Source organism: Roseomonas sp. F4 (assembly GCF_053891155.1).
This window is the reverse complement of record NZ_JBSSHK010000003.1, coordinates 560,820-578,145: the sequence shown is the minus strand read 5'-3', so window position 1 is coordinate 578,145 and position 17,326 is coordinate 560,820. Positions and strand designations below refer to the sequence as shown.

The following is a 17,326-nucleotide window of genomic DNA, read 5'->3' as shown; positions in this document are numbered from 1 at the left end:
AAAGCGATGACACGGCCGCGTGATCGCGGTTGCGTCCGGGCTCGTTGCAACAGGATGCGCGCGCTTCCCTCGCCACCGGCTGCGCGCTACCTCTCGCATCAGGAGAAACCCGTCATGACCGTCCTGGCCGATGAGACCGCCCGCCTGCTCGATACAGCTGCCCGCGCCGCCCGTGAGGCCGCGCGCAGCCTGAGCGTGGCGCCGCGACCGCAGCGGGATGCGGCGCTGATGGCGGCGGCGGCGGCCTTGCGGGCCCGCGCCGCGCTGGTGCTGGCGGCGAATGCCGAGGATCTGGCAGCCGCGCCGGAGCTGACCGCCGCCTTCCGCGACCGCCTGGCGCTGACGCCCGCGCGGGTGGAGGCGATGGCCGCGGCGGTGGAGGAGGTGGCGGCGCTGCCCGATCCCGTGGGCCGCGTGCTGGCCGAATGGACGCGGCCCAATGGCCTGGTGATCCGCCGCGTGGCGCAGCCGCTCGGCGTCATCGGCATGATCTATGAAAGCCGCCCCAATGTCGGCGCCGATGCCGCCGCGCTCTGCCTGAAGGCCGGCAGCGCCGTGATCCTGCGCGGCGGCAAGGAATCGCTGCGCAGCGCGGCCGCCATCCATGGCTGCATGGTGGAAGGGCTGCGCGCCGCCGGCCTGCCGGAAGCCGCCGTGCAGGTGGCGCCGACCGCGGATCGCGGCTTCGTCGGCGCCATGCTGCGCGCCGCCGGGCTGATCGACCTGATCATCCCGCGCGGCGGCAAGGGGCTGGTGACGCGGGTGCAGGCGGAGGCGCGGGTGCCTGTGCTCGCCCATGCCGAGGGCCTCTGCCACACCTATATCCACGCCGCCGCCGACCCGGCCATGGCGCGGCAGGTGCTGGCCAATGCGAAGATGCGCCGCACGGGTGTGTGCGGGTCCACCGAGACCCTGCTGATCGACGCCGCCATCGCGCCGACCCTGCTGCCGCTGTTGGTCGCCGATTTGCGTGCGCTCGGCTGCGATTTCCGCGCCGATGATCGTGCACGGGTGCTCCTGCCGGAATTGCCGGCCGCCACCGATGCGGATTTCGCCACCGAATGGTTGGACTCCATCCTGTCCGTAAAAGTGGTGGACGGCGTGGAGGCGGCGCTGGACCACATCGCCCGCTACGGCAGCGAGCATACCGAGGCGATCATCACCCAGGACGAGACCGCAGCGCGGCACTTCCTGGACAACATCGCCTCCGCCGTCGGCATGTGGAATGCCTCCACCCAGTTCTGCGATGGCGGTGAATTCGGCTTCGGCGCCGAGATCGGCATCGCCACCGGCCGGCTGCATGCGCGCGGCCCGGTGGGGCCGGAACAGCTTTGCACCTTCCGCTACCAGGTGATCGGCACGGGGCAGACACGTCCCTGACCGCCACCGCCGAGGGGGAAACGTCGCCATGAAAAAGACCGCCGCCGCGATGCTCGCCGTGCTCGCCACCCCGCTGACCTCCGCCGCCGCCTGCCCGGAACCGGCGGAGGTGGCGCGCCTGGCCGCCGCCATCCTGGACCGCCGCGCGCCGCCATCCCCGCCGGTTCTGGACATGGCGGAGGCGCTATGCGCGCGAAACCTGCTGGTGGCGGCCCTCGCGCAGCCCTGGGGTGACCGCGCCGGCTGGAAGGTGGGGCTGACCAATGCGACGGCGCAGCAGCGCTTCGGCGTGCCGCATCCGGTGGCCGGCGCCATCTTCCAGGGCACGCTGCGGGCGCGTTCCGGCGCCGAGATCCCGGCCGCCTTCGGCATCGCCCCCGCCGTGGAAAGCGACCTGCTGGTGCGGGTGCGGGATGAGGGGGTGAATGAGGCCGGTGCCGATCCCGTCGCGCTGCTGCGCCATCTGGATGTGGTGATCCCCTTCATCGAACTGCCCGACCTGGTGCATGGCGCCGGCACCAACTGGTCCGGCCCGCTGCTGGTCTCGATCAATGTCGGTGCCCGGCTCGGCGTGCTCGGCGATGAAATCCCGGTGCAGGCGACGCCCGAATTTGCCGCTGCGCTGGCCGATATGCAGGTGGTGCTGAGCGCCGATGGGCAGGAGCTGGCGCGCGCCCCGGGCCGCGCATTGCTCGGCCATCCGCTGGCGGCGCTGGCCTGGCTGGTGGAGGATCTGCGGGCCCAGGGGCTGCGGCTGCGGGCGGGCGAATATGTCTCGCTCGGCGGCTTTTCGCCGGCGCTGCCGGCGCAGGCCGGCCGTGACTATACGGCGACCTATACCGGGCTTCTGGCGCAGCCCGCCTCGGTCACCGTCCGCCTGCGATGAGGCCGTGACACTCAACCCCTGGGGGGATCGCCGGCGGCGGCGAATCGGCCTGCTCGGCGGCAGCTTCAACCCGGCCCATGCCGGGCATTTGCATGTCGCCCAGGCGGTGCGGCGGGCGCTGCGGCTGGATGAGGTCTGGCTGATGGTCTCGCCGGGCAATCCGCTGAAGCCGGCACGCGGCATGGCCAGCTTCGCGGCGCGGCTGGACTCGGCGCGGGCGATTGCCGATGGGCGGCGCATCCGCGCCACGGGAATCGAGGCGGCGATGGGCACGCGCTACAGCATCGACACGCTGGCCGCGCTGCGGCGACGCTTTCCGCGGGCGCGCTTCGTCTTCGTGATCGGCGCGGACAATCTGTGGCAATTGCCACGCTGGCACGGCTGGCGCTGGATCGCGGCCAAGACGCCGGTGGCGGTGCTGCCGCGTCCGGGCTGGACGCGCAAGGCGCTGGCGGGGCAAGCCGCGCAGGCTCTGGCACGGCACCGTCGGCGGCCTGGTGCGTTGCTGGCCAAGAGGCCGCGCGACGTGGCGCATGCGCCCTGGTGCTTCGTGGCCACCACGGAGCATGCCGCCTCCGCCACGGCGATCCGCGCCGCATCGGGCGCGGCGTGAATTGCGTTTTTGTGCTACAGCGCCGGCAACGGCATTTTTCATGAAGAGGAGGCGGCCATTCCCCGCACGCCCAAAACCCCTGAATCGACGACCGCTGCGTCGACAACCGGGGAGCCAATGACACCGCAGCGCCCGACCGCCATGGCGGCCCGGGCGGCCGCCCCCGCGCGCCGCACGGCCGCGGCCAAGCCGGCAGCGAAGGCCAAGGCGCCGGCGAAGGCTGCCGCGAAGCCGAAGGCCGCTCCTAAGGCCGCCGCCAAGGCCAAGGCGCCCGCCAAGGCCGCCGCGAAGCCGAAGGCTGCGCCCAAGGTCGCCGCAAAGGCCAAGGCACCCGCCAAGGCCGCCGCGAAGCCGAAGGCCGCGCCCAAGGCCGCCGCCAAAGCCAAGGCACCCGCCAAGGCTGCCGCGAAGCCAAAGGCTGCGCCCAAGGTCGCCGCAAAGACCAAGGCTCCTGCTAAGGCTGCCGCGAAGCCGAAGGCCGCTCCGAAGACCGTCGCCAAGGCCAAGGCTCCTGCCAAGGCTGCCGCGAAGCCGAAGGCCGCGCCTAAGGCCCCCGCAAAGGCCAAGGCGCCCGCCAAGGCTGCCGCGAAGCCGAAGGCCGCGCCTAAGGCCCCCGCAAAGGCCAAGGCGCCCGCCAAGGCTGCCGCGAAGCCGAAGGCCGCGCCTAAGACCACCGCCAAGCCCGCCGCAAAGCCGAAGGCCGCGCCCAAGACCGCTGCGCCCGAAGCCGCCGCGCCGAAGCCCCGGGCCACCCGTAAGCCCAAGGTCGCGACCGCCGAGGTCCCGGCGGTCGAGGCGCCAGCGCCCAAGCCGCCCGCCACCCGCAAGCCGAAGGCCCGCCTGGCCGAGCCGATCGTCGAGATCCCGGCGATCGAAACCCACACGCCCAAGCCTCGGGCGACACGCAGGACCAAGGCCGACACGGCGGTGATGCCCGCCGAAGCAGCCGTCGAAGCCGAGGCCCCGGCCGAAGCTCCGCCGCCCGCCGAAGCCGAGGCGCCCGCCCCGCGCAAGCGCGCCCCGCGCAAGCCGAAGGCCGTTCCGGCGGCCGAGGAGGAGGCCGCCCCGGCCCCCGATTCCACCGGCCCGCGGCCGACCCGAACCCCGCGGGAGCGTCAGAAGGTAGAGCCCGCTTTGCTCGACCGGCTGGTCGCCGCCGCAGAGGAAAGCCTGGATGCGGACAAGGCCGAGAACATTCTCGTCCTCGATGTCACCGGCCGCGCCGACTATGCCGACCGGCTGGTGATCGCCAGCGCCCTGTCGGATCGCCAGATGCAGGCGATGGCCGTGCATCTGGTGGATGCCTTCGAGAAGGAAGGCCTCAAGCTGCGCCGCGATGCCACCCAGGCCTCCCCGGACTGGGTGTTGATCGATGCCGGCGACCTCGTCGTGCATCTGTTCAAGCCAGAGGCTCGCGCCATGTACGGCCTGGAACGGATGTGGGGCCCCGACAGCCCCGCCGCGACCGAGGCGGAAGAAGACCGCACGCCGCTGCCCGATGACGGCAGCGTGCCAGAGCCAGGCATCGAGGACGACGACGACGACGACACTTTCGAATAAGTCGCCGCGCCTGATTGCCATCGGCAGGATGAAGGCGGGGCCGGAACGCGCGCTGTTCGAACAGTACGCGGCCCGGCTCCGCCCCGGCCTGGCGGTGACCGAGTTGCCGGAGGGCCAGGGCGCCAACCCCGCCGAGATCCGCCGTCGTGAAGGTGCCGCCCTGCTCGCCGCACTGCCGGAGGCGGCGCAGGTCGTGGCGCTCGACCTCGGCGGCAAGGCGCCGACAACCGAAGCGCTCGCCGCCATGGCCCTGAAATGGGAGGAGGCGGCGCGGCCGCTGTGCTTCCTGATCGGGGGCACGGAGGGGCTGGACCCCGCGGTGCTGTCCCGTGCCGATCATCTGCTGTCCCTCGGCCCGCTGACCTGGCCGCATTTCCTGGTGCGCGGGCTGCTGGCCGAACAACTGTTCCGCGTGCAGGCGATCCGCACCAATCATCCCTATCACAGGGCCTGGCGTCCTGCTTGACTGTGCCGGCACCCGCCGGAGCACGACGCCATGACCCTGCTGATTCTCGCCGCCCTGTTCTGGATCGGGGTGCATGTCGGCATTTCGGGCACCGCGCTGCGCGGCCGGGCCGTCGCGGCGCTGGGCGAGAAGGGCTTCATGATCGCCTTCTCGCTGACCTCCTTCCTCGCCATCTTCCTGCTGGTCATCGCCTGGCGCGCGGCGCCGACCACGCCGCTGTGGTTCGCGGGGCGGGAGCTGCGCTGGCTGCTGGCCGCGCTGATGCTGCCGACGCTGGTGCTGTTCATGACCAGCCACAAGCGCAACCCGACCGCCGTGGGCACCAAAGGCCTGGGGGAGGAGCCGCGCGGCATCCAGCGCGTCACCCGCCACCCGATGCTGTGGTCCTTCGCGCTCTGGGCGGCCATCCACATCATCGGCAATGGCGACACCGCCGCCATCGTCTTCTTCGGTGCCTTCCTGGTCACGGCGCTCGCGGGCATGCCCTCGATCGACGCCAAGCTGGCGGCGCGGCATCCCGAGGCCTGGCCGGGTTTTGAGGCCCGCACCAGCATCATCCCCTTCGCTGCCATCGCGGCCGGCCGCAACCAGCTGGTCCTGCGCGAGGTCGGGCTGATGCCGCCGCTGGTCGGGCTGCTGCTCTGGGCCGTGCTGCTGCATTTCCACCGCCACATCTTCGGCGTGCCGGCGATCCTGATGTAACCGATTCGCCCCCTTGAACGCGGCGCGCCAAGGGGCCATTCCCTGCGCCGCCTCCAAGGACAATCGAATCGATGCAGGAAGTCATGACCTCGGCCGACGCCGGGGATTCGCGGCGGGCGCGTGCCGCGCGGCTGGTGCTCTCACCCGGCTTCCAGAAGCTGGTGATCGGGCTGATCGTGCTGAACGCCGTGACGCTCGGGCTCGAAACCTCCAACAGCGTCATGGCGATGATGGGCGATGCGCTGGTGGCGCTGGACCATCTGCTGCTGTGGCTGTTCACGGCGGAATTGGCGCTGCGCATCTACGCCTTCCGCGGCCGCTTCTTCCGCGACCCCTGGGGCATCTTCGACCTGCTGGTGGTGGGCATCGCCTGGGTGCCTTCCAGCGGTCCGCTGGCCGTCCTTCGCGCCTTGCGCGTGCTGCGCGTGATGCGGCTGATCAGCGTGGTGCCGAGCCTGCGCAACGTGGTGGAGGCGATGCTGGCGGCGCTGCCCGGCATGGGCAGCATCGTGCTGCTGATGCTGCTGATCTTCTACGTCTTCGCCGTGATGTCGGTGAAACTGTTCGGGGAGCCGATGCCGGAGCAGTTCGGCGATCTGGGCGCCGCCTTCTTCACCCTGTTCCAGCTGATGACCCTGGATGACTGGGCCAATATCGTGAAGCCGGCGATGGAGGCGGAGCCCTATGCGCTGCTGTTCTTCCTGCCCTTCATCCTGGTCGCCACCTTCGTCGTGCTGAACCTGTTCATCGGCGTCATCGTCGAATCGATCCAGACGCTGCGCGAACAGCGCGAAAGCGCCGATGTCGCCGCGACCCAGGCCGCGGCCGATGCGGTGCGCAGCGAGGCGCATGCGGACAGCCAGGTGCTGCTGGCAGAGATCCGCGCGCTGCGGGCGGAGATGGCGGAGCTGCGCCGCCCGGCTTGACCCGGCGGTGGCGTTGACCGGGGCGCGTGGCCGGCGTTAGGCAATTCCCCTCCCCTGCGCCGGATGCCCTGCCCATGAGCCCTCCCGCCCACCGCCCCGTCATGCTGGCGATCCTCGATGGCTGGGGGTGGCGGGAGGAGGTGGCGGACAATGCGGTGCGCCAGGCCCATACCCCCACCTTCGACGCGCTCTGGGCTGCCGGGCCGCGCAATTTCCTGCACACCTCCGGCCATGATGTCGGCCTGCCGGCAGGGCAGATGGGCAATTCGGAGGTCGGGCACCTGAATATCGGTGCCGGCCGCGTGGTGATGCAGGATCTGGTGCGGATCGACGCGGCCGTCGCCGATGGCACCCTCAGCACCCTGCCCCATTTCACCGATCTGGTCGCCCGCATCCGGGCCACTGGCGGCGCGCTGCACCTGATGGGCCTGCTGTCTGAAGGCGGTGTGCACAGCCATCAGGCCCATGCCCTGGCTTTGGCGCGGGCCGCGACGGCGGCGGGGCTGAAGGTCTGGGTGCATGGCTGGACCGATGGCCGCGACACCGCCCCCGATTCCGCCGCCCGCTTCGTCGCGGCCTTCGAGGCGGCGCTGCCGGAGGGCGTGCGCATCGCCACCCTCTGTGGCCGCTACTTCGCCATGGACCGTGACAATCGCTGGGAGCGTGTGCAGCAGGCGCATGACGTGATGGTGCTGGGCAAGGGCACCCGTTTCCCGACCGCCGCCGCCGCCATCGCCGCGGCGCATGCCGCCGGCAGGACCGACGAATTCCTGCCCGCCGCCGCGATCGGCGACTATGCCTGCATGAACCACGGCGACGGCATGCTGTGCTTCAACTACCGCGCCGACCGGGTACGGGAGATCATGGCCTCCCTGCTCGACCCGGCGTTTTCCGGCTTTGCCGCCGACCCGACCATTCGCTTCGCGGCGGCGGCGGGGATGACGGCCTACAGCGCTGCCCTGGCGCCCTTCATGATGGCGCTGTTCCCGCCGCAATCCATGGCGAAGATCCTGGCCGAGGTGGTCGCCGATGCCGGCCTGAAGCAACTGCACATGGCGGAGACGGAGAAGTACCCGCACGTCACCTACTTCCTGAACGGCGGGGAGGAGAAGGCCTATGCCGGGGAGGACCGGATCATGGTCGCCTCCCCCAAGGTCGCCACCTATGACCTGCAACCCGAGATGTCCGCGCCCGAACTGACCGACAAATGCGTCGCCGCGATCAATTCGAAAAAATACGACCTGATCGTGCTGAACTTCGCCAATGCCGACATGGTCGGCCATACCGGCAGCCTGGCCGCCGCGATCCGCGCCTGCGAGGCGGTGGATGCCGGTCTCGGCCGCATCGCCGCCGCCATCCGCGCCGCCGGCGGCCAGCTTCTGGTCACCGCCGACCATGGCAATGCGGAGCTGATGCGCGACCCGGTGACCGGCGGGCCGCATACCGCCCACACCACCAACCCGGTGCCGGTGCTGCTGATGGGCGCGCCGGCCGGCGCGACCTTGGCGGAAGGTCGGCTGGCGGATCTGGCACCGACGCTGCTGGCCCTGCTGGGCCTGCCGCAGCCGGCGGAGATGACGGGGGTTTCGCTGCTGCGCGGCGGCTGATGCGCGCGGCGGCCGCCATCGCCTGAAACGAAAGTCCATAAGGCCAGTTGATCGGGCTATTCGGCCCAGCGCCTGGCCGTTAGCCTGCGATCCAAGGCGAACCGGCTTTCAGGACCGTGACATGACCCCCGAACAGGATTTCAGCTTCATCGATGGCGAGGGCCTCGATACGGCCACCGCCTATCGCCTGGTGGTCGGCTGCGTCGTACCGCGCCCGATCGCCTGGATCACCACGGTCGATGCGCAGGGGCGGGTGAATGCCGCCCCCTTCAGCTCCTACAACTACGTCGCCACCAGCCCGCCCATGCTGGCGATCAACATCGCCGCCCGGGCCGGCGATGGGGCGATGAAAGACACCGCCCGCAACATCCGGGAGAACGGCGAATTCGTCGTCAATGTCGCCACCGAGGCGACGATGGAAGCCATGCACCTCTCCGCCCAGGAATTCCCGCCGGATGAGAGCGAAGTGGAGGCGCTCGGCCTGGAATTGCTGCCCAGCCGGCGGGTGAAGCCGCCCCGGCTTGCGGCCACGCCGGTGCAGATGGAATGCCGGCTGGACCAGGCGGTGGTGCTCGGGCGCGGCGTCAACACGCTGTATATCGGGGAGATTGTCGCCTTCCACCTGTCCAGCACGGTGTTCGATGGCAGCCGGGTGGACAGCGCGAAGATGCGGCCGGTCGCGCGACTCGGGGGGCCCTACTACGCCGCGCTGGGGGAGATCTTCGACCGGCCGATGCTGCAACGCCCACCGGGCGGCGAGGGCTGGGCGAAGCCGAAGTAGCTCTTAGAGACCGTTTGAGAACACCGGCGGGTCGGTCCCGCGGCGCTTTTCCGCCCCTGCTGCGTTGCCGGATTTGCCGATGCAACCAGCATCGGCCGCATCCGGCGCCTGGCAGGAACGAAAAATCCCCTGCGGGCCCTCAGCCGCCGCCATTCTCAAACGGTCTCTCAACCCTCTCCCAGCCGCCGCCGCAGCGCGTAGATCTGATCGAGCAGGGACAGCACCAGCGGCAGCGCCTCCTCATTCACCGCCAGCGTGTCGCGCAGGTCGAGGATCAGGCGCACGCGCTCCACATCGATCTCCTGGAACAGCAGCACCTCACCCTCCGCCTCCGCCCGCACATGGCCGGCCATCACCCAGCCGCGCAGCTCCTCGGGGTCCAGGGTGGTGAAACGGGCACAGACGGTCTCGATGGTCATCATGGCGCGTCCTCCCCCAGCCTGGCGCGCGGATCGAAGGGGTGTTCGGGCTGCCAGTCGCGCAGGAAGGCCTCCAGCGCCGCATCCGGCTTGCCGATCACGACCTGGAGCTTCAGCAGCAGGTCGCCGGCCGCGCGGGCACCCTCCGCCGCCACGCCCTTGCCGCGCAGCCGCACCACCCGGCCGGTGTCGCTGGCCGGGGGCAGGGTGACGCGCAGCGGGCCGGCGGGGGCGGGCACCGTCACCGGGCCGCCCAGCACCGCCTCCCGCAGCGTCACCGGCAGGTCCATGTGCAGGTCGAAGCCGTCGCGGCGGAACAGCGGGTGGTCCGCCACCTCCAGCTCGATCACCGCATGGCCGGGCGGCCCGCCATTGCGGCCGGGCGCGCCCTGCCCGCGCAGCCGCAGCGACTGGCCGCTGACCACGCCGGGCGGAATCCGCACGCTGAGCTGCTTGCCATCCGGCAGCGCCAATTGCTCGGTCGCGCCCAGCACGGCGGACAGGAAGGGCACCTTCAAGTGGTACTCCACATCCCGCCCCGGCCGCGGCGCCGATTCGGCCGCCCGCTGCGCCGCCAGGATCTCGGCGAAGATATCGGAAAAACCGTCCTGCTCGGTGAAGGGGTCGTAGCGACTGCCCTGTGGCGTCTCCGCATGCCGGCGCCAGCCCCCGGCGGGGCGGGGGGGCGGCATTTCCTGGCCCTCCGCATCGATCTCCCCGCGGTCGAAGCGCCCCCGGCGCTCCGGGTCGGACAGGATGTCATTGGCGGCGGAGGCGGCCTTGAAGCGCGCCTCGGCCTCCGGCTTGCCGGGGTTGAGGTCCGGGTGGTTCTGCCGCGCCAGCTTCCGGTAGGCCTTCTTGATCGCCTCCGGCGTCGCGTCGCGGGCAACCCCCAGGACCTTGTAGGGATCTTCGGCCATGCGACTCTCCTGGCCCCCTGCCGGGGCCGTACTCTGCCCAAGCTTGTCCCCGCGCGCGGCCGGGGTCTATGCAGCATGGGGATGCAGGGCTTGACGATTTCGCGTGACAGGGATGCGGCGGCCCCGCGCGGGCACCGGCAGCGTGGCGCAGGGCGCCTGGCGCTGCTGCTGGCCGCCTGCATGGCGCTGCCGCCGCCCGCTCTCGCCCAACCCACCCAGCGCGACCTTCAGGCCGCCGAGCAGGCCGCCGAGCAACGTCGCGAGGCCGCCGAACGGGCCGCCGCCCAGGCCCGCGCCCTGGCGGAGCAGGAGGTGGCGCTGGCCGCCCGCCGGGTGGAGCTCGCCGCCATGGCCCAGGCGGCGGAGGCCGAGGTGGCGGCGGTGACGGAGCGGCTGGAGGCCGCGCGCGCCGCCGGCACCGCCGCGGCGCGGGACATCGCGGAGCGTGCCACCGCCATGCGACCCCTGCTGCCGGTGATGCTGCGCCTGTCGCTCTACCCCGCCGAGACCGTGCTGGCCGTGCCCGGGGAACCAGCCGACGCGCTGCGCGGCGCCTTGGTGCTGCGCGGCATGATCCGCCGGCTGGAGGAGGAGGCCACCGCCTTGCGGGAGGCCCAGACCCGGGCGCAGGAGGCCGAATGGATCGCCCGGCGCGAAGCCCTGGCCCTGGAAGCCGCCGAACGCGCGGCGCGGGAGGCGGTGGCGGGACTCGAGGCGGAGCTGGCCGTGGCCCGCACCCGCCGCAGCCAGGCCGAGGCGGCGGAGGAGCGCGCCGCCGAACAGGCCGCCGCCGCCGCCGCGCGGGCCGGGGACCTCGCGGATGTGCTCGCCCGGCTGCGGCGCGAAAGAGTGCGGCGGGAGGCGGAGGCGCGGGCCGATGCCGCCGCCCGCGCCGCCGAACAGGCGCGCCAGGCCGCGGAAGCGGCGCGGGAGGCAGCCTTGGCGCGCCGGGCCGAAACACCATCCCGCACGACGACGCCGGCCGAGCGCCAGGCGTCCATGCCCGTGCCCTCCGGCGGCCGCGCCTTGCCGGTGACCGGGCGAATCGCCACGAATTGGGGCGATGCCGCGCCGGGCGGCCCGCATCGCGGACTGACCTATGCCGCCGCGAGCGGTGCGCGCGTCGTCTCGCCCTGCCAGGGAAGGGCGGTTTATGCCGCGCCTTTCCGCTCCTACGGGCTGTTGTTGATTGTGGATTGCGGAGGGGGATACCATTTCGTGCTGGCGGGGATGGACCGGCTCGATGCGGCGGCGGGCCAACGCTTGCTGGCAGGCGAGCCTATCGGCATCCTTGGCGGCTCTGGCGCTTCTGGTGGTTCCCTCTATGTGGAGCTAAGGCGCAATGGGCAGCCGGTGGATCCGCGCCCGTGGTTTGCGGCGCGAGGGTAACCCTCAGGTCATTTCCTGGGGGCATGTTGGTCAGGTCGGCGGCCGTGGGGCCGCGACCCAAGGATCGGGTGGTCGCATGAGCGACGTGTCTGGGCACGAGGATGGTCGTCGGAATGGCAGGATGCCGAGCCTGGGCCCCATAGTGGGCCCGGTGGCGAATCCCGAGGCGCAGCCGGTTCGCCGGCGCAGGCTGGGGTTGGTGGGCGCCGTGGCGGCCGCCTTCATCGCTGGCGCGGTGGTGGGACCGATGATCGCGGTGCCGGGCATCCAGGCCTGGGCGCAGGAAGGCGGGCGGGCGGAAACCTACCGGCTGCTGAACCTGTTCGGCGATGTCTTCGAACGGGTCCGCGCCGAATATGTCGAGCCGGTCACCGACCGTGACGTGATCGAGAATGCCATCAACGGCATGCTCCAGGGCCTCGACCCCCATTCCTCCTACATGAATCCGCGCAGCTTCCGGGACATGCAGGTGACCACCCGCGGCGAGTTCGGCGGGCTGGGCATCGAGGTGACCCAGGAAGGCGGCTATGTGAAGGTCATCAGCCCGATCGACGACACCCCGGCCTCCCGCGCCGGGGTCAAGCCGGGCGACCTCATCACCCATCTGAACGGCCAGTCCACCCAGGGCCTGTCCTTGCAGGATGCGGTGGAGCAGATGCGCGGCGAACGCGGCAGTTCCATCCGCCTGACCATCCGGCGTGAGGGCGAGACCCGGCCGGTGGAAATCTCCCTGACCCGGGACGTGATCCGCCCGCAGGTGGCGCGCTTCCGGCTGGAAGGCAACGACGTTGCCTATATCCGCCTGTCCTCCTTCAACGAGCAGACCGAAGGCGCGCTGCGCCGCGCCATGACCACCATGCGCGGCCAGGCGGGCAACAACCTGCGCGGCCTGGTGCTGGATCTGCGCAACAATCCGGGCGGGCTGCTGGACCAGGCGGTGCAGGTGACCGACGATTTCCTCGACCAGGGCGAGATCGTATCCACCCGCGCCCGCCGGCCGGAGGATGCGCAGCGCTGGAATGCCCGGCCGGGCGACATCGCCCAGGGCCTGCCCATCGTCGTGCTGGTCAATTCCGGTTCGGCGAGCGCCAGCGAGATCGTCGCCGGCGCGCTTCAGGACCATCGCCGCGCGGTGGTGATGGGCGTGAAGTCCTTCGGCAAGGGCAGCGTGCAGACCGTCATGCCGATCCCCGGCAATGGCGCCATCCGCCTGACCACGGCCCGCTACTACACCCCCTCCGGCCGCTCCATCCAGGCGACCGGGATCGAACCGGATATCGAGGTGCTGGCCGCGCGCCCCGACCCGAACGGGTCGCGGGAACGGGACCGGGAGGCCGATCTGCGCCGGTCGCTGCGCAACAATGACGGGCAGCGGACGACGGAAGCCGCCCCGGCCCCGCCCTTGCCGCCGCTGAACCTGCCGGCCGGCGTGCTGGAGCGGGTGGTGCGTGAGCCGGCCGAGGGCGCCGCCGCCTTCGACCCGACCAAGCCGGAAACCGACCATCAGCTGCAGCAGGCGGTCCAGCTTCTGCGCAACATCGCAGCCGCCCCCGCGCCGCAGCGCCGCGCGCAGCGATGATCCACCGGCGCCGCAGCGCCATGATGGGTAAGGACGCGACGCGCCGGACCGCGTCGCGCCAACATTGAGCCGGATCTTCGCACGCCGGTCGCTGGCTATCTTCTGGGCGGTGCTGGTTCTGGCCGCCGGAATTGGCGTCGGCGTGCTGCAATGGCTTGGTCCGCCGGCCGAACCCTCGGCGATGGTGGCCGAAGTGGCGCCGGAACCGCCGGGCGAGCCTGCGCCGGCCGAGGGCCGGGCGGCTGAGGCCAGCCCAGCCGAGGCCAGCGTATCTGAGCCACCCGCACCCGCTGCGCCTGCGCCCACCCCGCCAGCGCCCACCGCGCCTGCGCCGACGGCCGATGCGCGGCCACCCGCCGCCAGCCCCCCGCCGTCGCCCGCGCCCATCCCGCCAGCGCCCGCCGCGCCTGCGCCGATGGCCGAGGCGCGGCCACCCGCCGCCAGTCCCCCGCCCCCGCCGTCGCCGACGGCCGCGCCACAGGCGCCAGAGCCTGCCTCCCGCGCCGTCGCCCCAATGCCGGCGGCAAGGCCGGAGCCCGCCGCCACCTCGGCCGCAGTGCCTCCACCCGCAGCTGCCCCCGGCGCGGCTCCCGTCGCCCCTCCGCCACCACCCCTGACCGCCAATGCGGCCCCGGCATCCCAGGCCCAGCCTGATCCGCAGATCCCGCCGCCGGATCCCGAACTGCTGGAACGTGGCCGCCATGGGCCTCTGCCCAAGCTGGGGCCAGAGAACCGCACCTCCATCCGCGCCTATGCCCGCCCCTTCGACCGGGAGGACCGGCGCCCGCGCATCGGTCTCATCATCGGCAATGTCGGCCTTTTCGCCCAGCATTCGGAGGAGGCAATCCGCCGCCTGCCGGGCGCCGTGACCCTGGCCTTCAGCCCCTATGCGCTGCGACCCGAACCGCTGCTGGACCGTGCCCGGGCGCGCGGGATGGAAGTGCTGGTGGCGCTGCCGCTGGAACCCGCGGGCTTCGGCCAGGATGCAGACCCCGGTGACCGCGCGCTGCTGACCGGACTTTCGGTGGAGGACAATCTGGACCGGCTGGACTGGGCGCTGTCCCGCATCCAGGGCCAGGTCGGCGCCATCGGCGCGCTCGGCCGCCTGCGCGGGGAGCGATTCGCGGCGAATGCGGAGCTGCTCGGCACCATCCAGGCGGCGCTGACCAATCGCGGCCTGCTCTATATCGACCCGCGCCCCGGCGCCCCCACCCCCGCCCGCGCCTTCGGCCGCACCGTCGACCTGGTGCTCGACGATCCCTCCGAAACACGCGGCGAGGTGGAACGGCGGCTTGTGGAGTTGGAGGCGCTGGCCAAGCGCAACAACGCCGCGCTCGGCCTGCTCGGCAACCCGACGCCCTTCTTCACCGCCGCCATCCTGGCCTGGGCCGCGGGGCTGGAGGAGCGCGGCGCGGTGCTGGCGCCGGTGACCGTGATGTTGCGCCGCCCTACCTCGCAGGCGACGCGCTGAGCGGTTAGAAGCCCCGCATGAACCCCCTGCCCTATCGCGCCAATGTCGGCGCCCTGCTGTTCAACCCCGCCGGCCTGGTGCTGGTGGCCCGTCGCGCGGACATGCCGAATGCAGAGGGATCGGCCGGCGGCTGGCAATTGCCGCAGGGCGGCGTCGATGACGGCGAGGATCTGCGCATCGCCGTGCTACGCGAATTGGCGGAGGAGATCGGCACCGACCGCGCCGAGATCATCGCCGAGCATCCGGACTGGCTGAGCTACGATTTTCCGGCCGAGCTGCAAGCCATGCGCATGGCCCGGAAATATCGCGGCCAGCGCCAAAAGTGGTTCGCCCTGCGCTTCACCGGCCAGGATTCCGACATCCGCCTGGATGCCGACCCGCATCCCGAATTCGACGCCTGGCGCTGGGCGCGGATCGAGGAACTGCCGGGCCTGGCGGTGAACTTCAAGCGCGCGATCTATGAGGAGCTGGTGCGGGAATTCAGCCGCTTCGCCGCAGGCTGACGGATCAGCCCACGCCCAGCCCGAGATAGGCGCGCGCCAAAGCCCGCCACATCTGCTTGCGGTTCAGCTCCCAGTCGAAGGGCAGGCCGCGATGCACGTCGCCGGGACCCAATGCCACAGCCTGGTCGTTGAACAGCCAGGACCAGCGGTCGGTGATGCCCCAGGTCAGCAGGGTGCGGGCACCGCCTTCGAAGGCGGCGCTGGCGAAGGCGTGCACGCGCAGCGCCACGGCGGCGTCGCGCGCCGGGAAATCGCCGACCGGGGGGCGAATCTCCCGCACATCCAGCTCCGTGATCAGCACCTGAAGGCCCAGCGCGCGGATATCCCGGACGAAGGCGGTGAAGATGGCGGGGTTGAAGGCCTCCCGCATCTGCAGATGCGCCTGGATGCCGACCGCATCGAGCGGCACATTGGCCGCTCGCAAGCTGCGCAGAAGGCGGAGCAGGCGGCGGCGCTTTTCCTCGGCGGGAGGACTGTCCGCCTCCACGCCGTAATCGTTCAAGGTCAGGCGCAGCGTGGGATCGCGCCGGCGCGCGGCGCGGAAGGCCATGGCGATGTAGTCCGGCCCCAGCGCCCGCAGCCAGGGCGTGTCGCGCAAGTCGCCGCTATTGCCAGGGGGCTCCGGCACGTCGCTGCCCGGCGGGTTGGCGATCGGCTCATTCACCACGTCCCAGTCGCGGATGCGTTCGCGCGTATGGGCCAGCACGCGGTCGAAATGGGCCTCCATCACCCCCTGGGCGCGGTTGCGGCCCTCGGCCAGGGCGATGGGCAGCCAATCGGGCATGGCATTGTGCCAGACCAGCGCATGGCCGCGGACGGATTTGCCGAAATGCTGCGCCCAGCGCAGCAGCGCATCCAGCGGCTCGGTATCGAAGCGGCCTTCCTGCGGCTGCAGGGCGGCGAACTTCCCCTCATATTCCGGCACCAGCAGGCTGGCTTCCCGTGCCACCAGAACGGCGAAATCCGGCTCGTCGGCCAACAGCTTGGCGGTGACGGCGCAGCCATAGGTGTAGCCACGTTGCTGGGCGATCTCGGCCAGCGGCAGGTCAGGCGCGCTGGCCGGGGTGAAGCTGGGCGGGGCGGGACCCTGGCCCTGGGCATTGCGCGTCACCAGCGGCGCCAGCAGCAGCGGCAGGGCCGCACGGCGGGGCAGGCGCAAGGTCAGGCCGCCGCGGGTGAGACAGCGGCCGCGGCCGGTGGCCGGGCCAGCGTGGCCTTGTAGCGGTCCCGCCGCCAGGCCAGCAGCTTCCAGGCCCCGCGCGCGGCAAGGGCCGCCATTCGTCCACGCGGTTGCAGACCCACCGACTTGAAGACCATGCCCATGCCCCGTTCGATATGCCGGAAGCGATAGTAGGCCATCGCCCGGCCCATATAGCCAGCGATGCAACGATCATGGTCGTAGGGAATGCCCACGGCTTCATTGCCGCAGTGGAAGGCGAAGGCGAGTTCGTCGTCCTCGCTCTCGCCGATGCGGCCGGCGGCGACCCGCAGGCGGTGGAGGAAGGACAGCTTCTCCCGCCCCAGATAGCGTTTCATGTGGTCGTAGAAGAGCTTGAAGTGGCGGTATTCATCGGCCGCGATCAGGCGGCAGACCTCCTTCAGCGCCGGCTCCTCGGTCGCCTCGCCCAGCGCCGTGTAGTAGCTGCTGGTGCCGGTCTCCACCATGCAGCGGGCGATCAGCTCCCCGGTGCGGGAACCGCGGATGGAGGCATCGGCCTTGATGTCGATCTTGTAGCCTTCGCGGTAGCGGGCGAAGGCCTGTTCGAAATCCCAGCCCGGATCGGCCAGCATCGCCCATTTGCCGAGGGCGTCGCCGTGCTGCACCTCCTCCTCCGCCCAATGGGCGGCGGCCTGGTGGAAGTCCGGGTCGTCATGGAAGACGGATTGGAGATAGAGGGCGTAGTCGTCGCCATTGCGCTCGACCATGGCCGCGGCCTTGACCAGGGGTATGATCTCCGGATCGAGCTTGGCGGGATCAAACCGATCCCAACTCACCTCCTCGATACGCCAGTGCTTCATCCTGCATCCCGCCCGGCCGAAAAGCGCATTTCGCACCGACCGGTGCGACGACCCGTGCCGGCGAAACGGCCAGCGGCGGGCAGTATTAATGTTCTGTGGCGGAGA

The 17,326-nt window shown here is 71.3% G+C and carries 17 protein-coding genes; 13 read left to right on the top strand and 4 right to left on the bottom strand.

Annotated elements, in window-relative coordinates; genetic code table 11:
• The first annotated feature begins 114 nt into the window (after positions 1 to 114).
• From ACVFYP_RS15005 to ACVFYP_RS14965, 9 genes are all read left to right on the top strand, one after another.
• Complete coding sequence (locus ACVFYP_RS15005) at positions 115 to 1,380, top strand: glutamate-5-semialdehyde dehydrogenase (RefSeq protein WP_499200994.1); 1,266 nt, start codon at positions 115 to 117, stop codon at positions 1,378 to 1,380.
• A 28-nt stretch (positions 1,381 to 1,408) separates the two neighbouring features.
• Complete coding sequence (locus ACVFYP_RS15000; protein ID WP_499200993.1) at positions 1,409 to 2,266, top strand: 2-keto-4-pentenoate hydratase; 858 nt, start codon at positions 1,409 to 1,411, stop codon at positions 2,264 to 2,266.
• A gap of 4 nt (positions 2,267 to 2,270) precedes the next feature.
• Positions 2,271 to 2,879, top strand: coding sequence for a nicotinate-nucleotide adenylyltransferase (locus ACVFYP_RS14995; RefSeq protein ID WP_499200992.1), 609 nt, complete (start codon positions 2,271 to 2,273; stop codon positions 2,877 to 2,879).
• Positions 2,880 to 2,996: 117 nt separating this feature from the next.
• Positions 2,997 to 4,439, top strand: a complete 1,443-nt coding sequence (gene rsfS, locus ACVFYP_RS14990) for a ribosome silencing factor (protein WP_499200991.1) — start codon at positions 2,997 to 2,999, stop codon at positions 4,437 to 4,439.
• 10 nt (positions 4,440 to 4,449) lie between these two features.
• Entirely contained in the window at positions 4,450 to 4,905 is a 456-nt protein-coding gene (locus ACVFYP_RS14985; protein WP_499201277.1) for a 23S rRNA (pseudouridine(1915)-N(3))-methyltransferase RlmH, read from the top strand.
• A 30-nt stretch (positions 4,906 to 4,935) separates the two neighbouring features.
• On the top strand, positions 4,936 to 5,607 hold the full coding sequence (locus ACVFYP_RS14980) for an NnrU family protein (protein WP_499200990.1): 672 nt from the start codon (positions 4,936 to 4,938) through the stop codon (positions 5,605 to 5,607).
• A gap of 71 nt (positions 5,608 to 5,678) precedes the next feature.
• Positions 5,679 to 6,533, top strand: coding sequence for an ion transporter (locus ACVFYP_RS14975; RefSeq protein ID WP_499200989.1), 855 nt, complete (start codon positions 5,679 to 5,681; stop codon positions 6,531 to 6,533).
• 74 nt (positions 6,534 to 6,607) lie between these two features.
• Positions 6,608 to 8,140, top strand: coding sequence for a 2,3-bisphosphoglycerate-independent phosphoglycerate mutase (gene gpmI / locus ACVFYP_RS14970; RefSeq protein WP_499200988.1), 1,533 nt, complete (start codon positions 6,608 to 6,610; stop codon positions 8,138 to 8,140).
• Between the two features lie 121 nt (positions 8,141 to 8,261).
• Complete coding sequence (locus tag ACVFYP_RS14965) at positions 8,262 to 8,921, top strand: flavin reductase family protein (protein ID WP_499200987.1); 660 nt, start codon at positions 8,262 to 8,264, stop codon at positions 8,919 to 8,921.
• Between the two features lie 167 nt (positions 8,922 to 9,088).
• On the opposite strand, the gene ACVFYP_RS14960 is transcribed toward ACVFYP_RS14965, so the two are convergent.
• Positions 9,089 to 9,343 (bottom strand): chaperone modulator CbpM, encoded by a 255-nt coding sequence (locus ACVFYP_RS14960; protein WP_499200986.1) that lies wholly within the window; start codon positions 9,341 to 9,343, stop codon positions 9,089 to 9,091.
• Complete coding sequence (locus ACVFYP_RS14955) at positions 9,340 to 10,260, bottom strand: DnaJ C-terminal domain-containing protein (protein WP_499200985.1); 921 nt, start codon at positions 10,258 to 10,260, stop codon at positions 9,340 to 9,342. Before ACVFYP_RS14955 ends, ACVFYP_RS14960 begins: the two co-directional genes overlap by 4 nt.
• Before the next feature lie 90 nt (positions 10,261 to 10,350).
• On the opposite strand from ACVFYP_RS14955, the gene ACVFYP_RS14950 reads away from it, so the two are divergent.
• The 4 genes from ACVFYP_RS14950 (at position 10,351) to ACVFYP_RS14935 (ending at position 15,202) form a co-directional block, all read left to right on the top strand.
• Complete coding sequence (locus ACVFYP_RS14950; protein ID WP_499200984.1) at positions 10,351 to 11,649, top strand: murein hydrolase activator EnvC family protein; 1,299 nt, start codon at positions 10,351 to 10,353, stop codon at positions 11,647 to 11,649.
• A 121-nt stretch (positions 11,650 to 11,770) separates the two neighbouring features.
• A complete protein-coding gene (locus ACVFYP_RS14945; RefSeq protein ID WP_499200983.1) occupies positions 11,771 to 13,228 on the top strand; it encodes a S41 family peptidase in 1,458 nt (485 codons plus the stop codon).
• A 64-nt stretch (positions 13,229 to 13,292) separates the two neighbouring features.
• The gene (locus ACVFYP_RS14940) at positions 13,293 to 14,699 is read left to right on the top strand and encodes a divergent polysaccharide deacetylase family protein (RefSeq protein WP_499200982.1); all 1,407 of its coding nucleotides are present in this window, start codon (positions 13,293 to 13,295) and stop codon (positions 14,697 to 14,699) included.
• A gap of 17 nt (positions 14,700 to 14,716) precedes the next feature.
• Positions 14,717 to 15,202 carry an RNA pyrophosphohydrolase gene (locus tag ACVFYP_RS14935; RefSeq protein ID WP_499200981.1) on the top strand — a complete coding sequence of 162 codons (486 nt, stop codon included), beginning with the start codon at positions 14,717 to 14,719 and terminating at the stop codon, positions 15,200 to 15,202.
• A 4-nt stretch (positions 15,203 to 15,206) separates the two neighbouring features.
• On the opposite strand, the gene ACVFYP_RS14930 is transcribed toward ACVFYP_RS14935, so the two are convergent.
• Positions 15,207 to 16,361 (bottom strand): endo-1,4-beta-xylanase, encoded by a 1,155-nt coding sequence (locus tag ACVFYP_RS14930; protein WP_499200980.1) that lies wholly within the window; start codon positions 16,359 to 16,361, stop codon positions 15,207 to 15,209.
• A gap of 2 nt (positions 16,362 to 16,363) precedes the next feature.
• Positions 16,364 to 17,221, bottom strand: a complete 858-nt coding sequence (locus tag ACVFYP_RS14925) for a ferritin-like domain-containing protein (protein WP_499200979.1) — start codon at positions 17,219 to 17,221, stop codon at positions 16,364 to 16,366.
• Positions 17,222 to 17,326 lie beyond the last annotated feature (105 nt).

What these genes read in the sequence shown, in the direction of transcription:
- ACVFYP_RS14960 (WP_499200986.1), bottom strand. Translation starts at nt 9,343, where the DNA reads ATGATGACCATCGAGACCGTCTGTGCCCGTTTCACCACCCTGGACCCC.
- ACVFYP_RS14925 (WP_499200979.1), bottom strand. Translation starts at nt 17,221, where the DNA reads ATGAAGCACTGGCGTATCGAGGAGGTGAGTTGGGATCGGTTTGATCCC.
- ACVFYP_RS15005 (WP_499200994.1), top strand. Translation starts at nt 115, where the DNA reads ATGACCGTCCTGGCCGATGAGACCGCCCGCCTGCTCGATACAGCTGCC.
- ACVFYP_RS14955 (WP_499200985.1), bottom strand. Translation starts at nt 10,260, where the DNA reads ATGGCCGAAGATCCCTACAAGGTCCTGGGGGTTGCCCGCGACGCGACG.
- ACVFYP_RS14980 (WP_499200990.1), top strand. Translation starts at nt 4,936, where the DNA reads ATGACCCTGCTGATTCTCGCCGCCCTGTTCTGGATCGGGGTGCATGTC.
- ACVFYP_RS14975 (WP_499200989.1), top strand. Translation starts at nt 5,679, where the DNA reads ATGCAGGAAGTCATGACCTCGGCCGACGCCGGGGATTCGCGGCGGGCG.
- rsfS (WP_499200991.1), top strand. Translation starts at nt 2,997, where the DNA reads ATGACACCGCAGCGCCCGACCGCCATGGCGGCCCGGGCGGCCGCCCCC.
- gpmI (WP_499200988.1), top strand. Translation starts at nt 6,608, where the DNA reads ATGAGCCCTCCCGCCCACCGCCCCGTCATGCTGGCGATCCTCGATGGC.
- ACVFYP_RS14935 (WP_499200981.1), top strand. Translation starts at nt 14,717, where the DNA reads ATGAACCCCCTGCCCTATCGCGCCAATGTCGGCGCCCTGCTGTTCAAC.
- ACVFYP_RS15000 (WP_499200993.1), top strand. Translation starts at nt 1,409, where the DNA reads ATGAAAAAGACCGCCGCCGCGATGCTCGCCGTGCTCGCCACCCCGCTG.
- ACVFYP_RS14945 (WP_499200983.1), top strand. Translation starts at nt 11,771, where the DNA reads ATGCCGAGCCTGGGCCCCATAGTGGGCCCGGTGGCGAATCCCGAGGCG.
- ACVFYP_RS14965 (WP_499200987.1), top strand. Translation starts at nt 8,262, where the DNA reads ATGACCCCCGAACAGGATTTCAGCTTCATCGATGGCGAGGGCCTCGAT.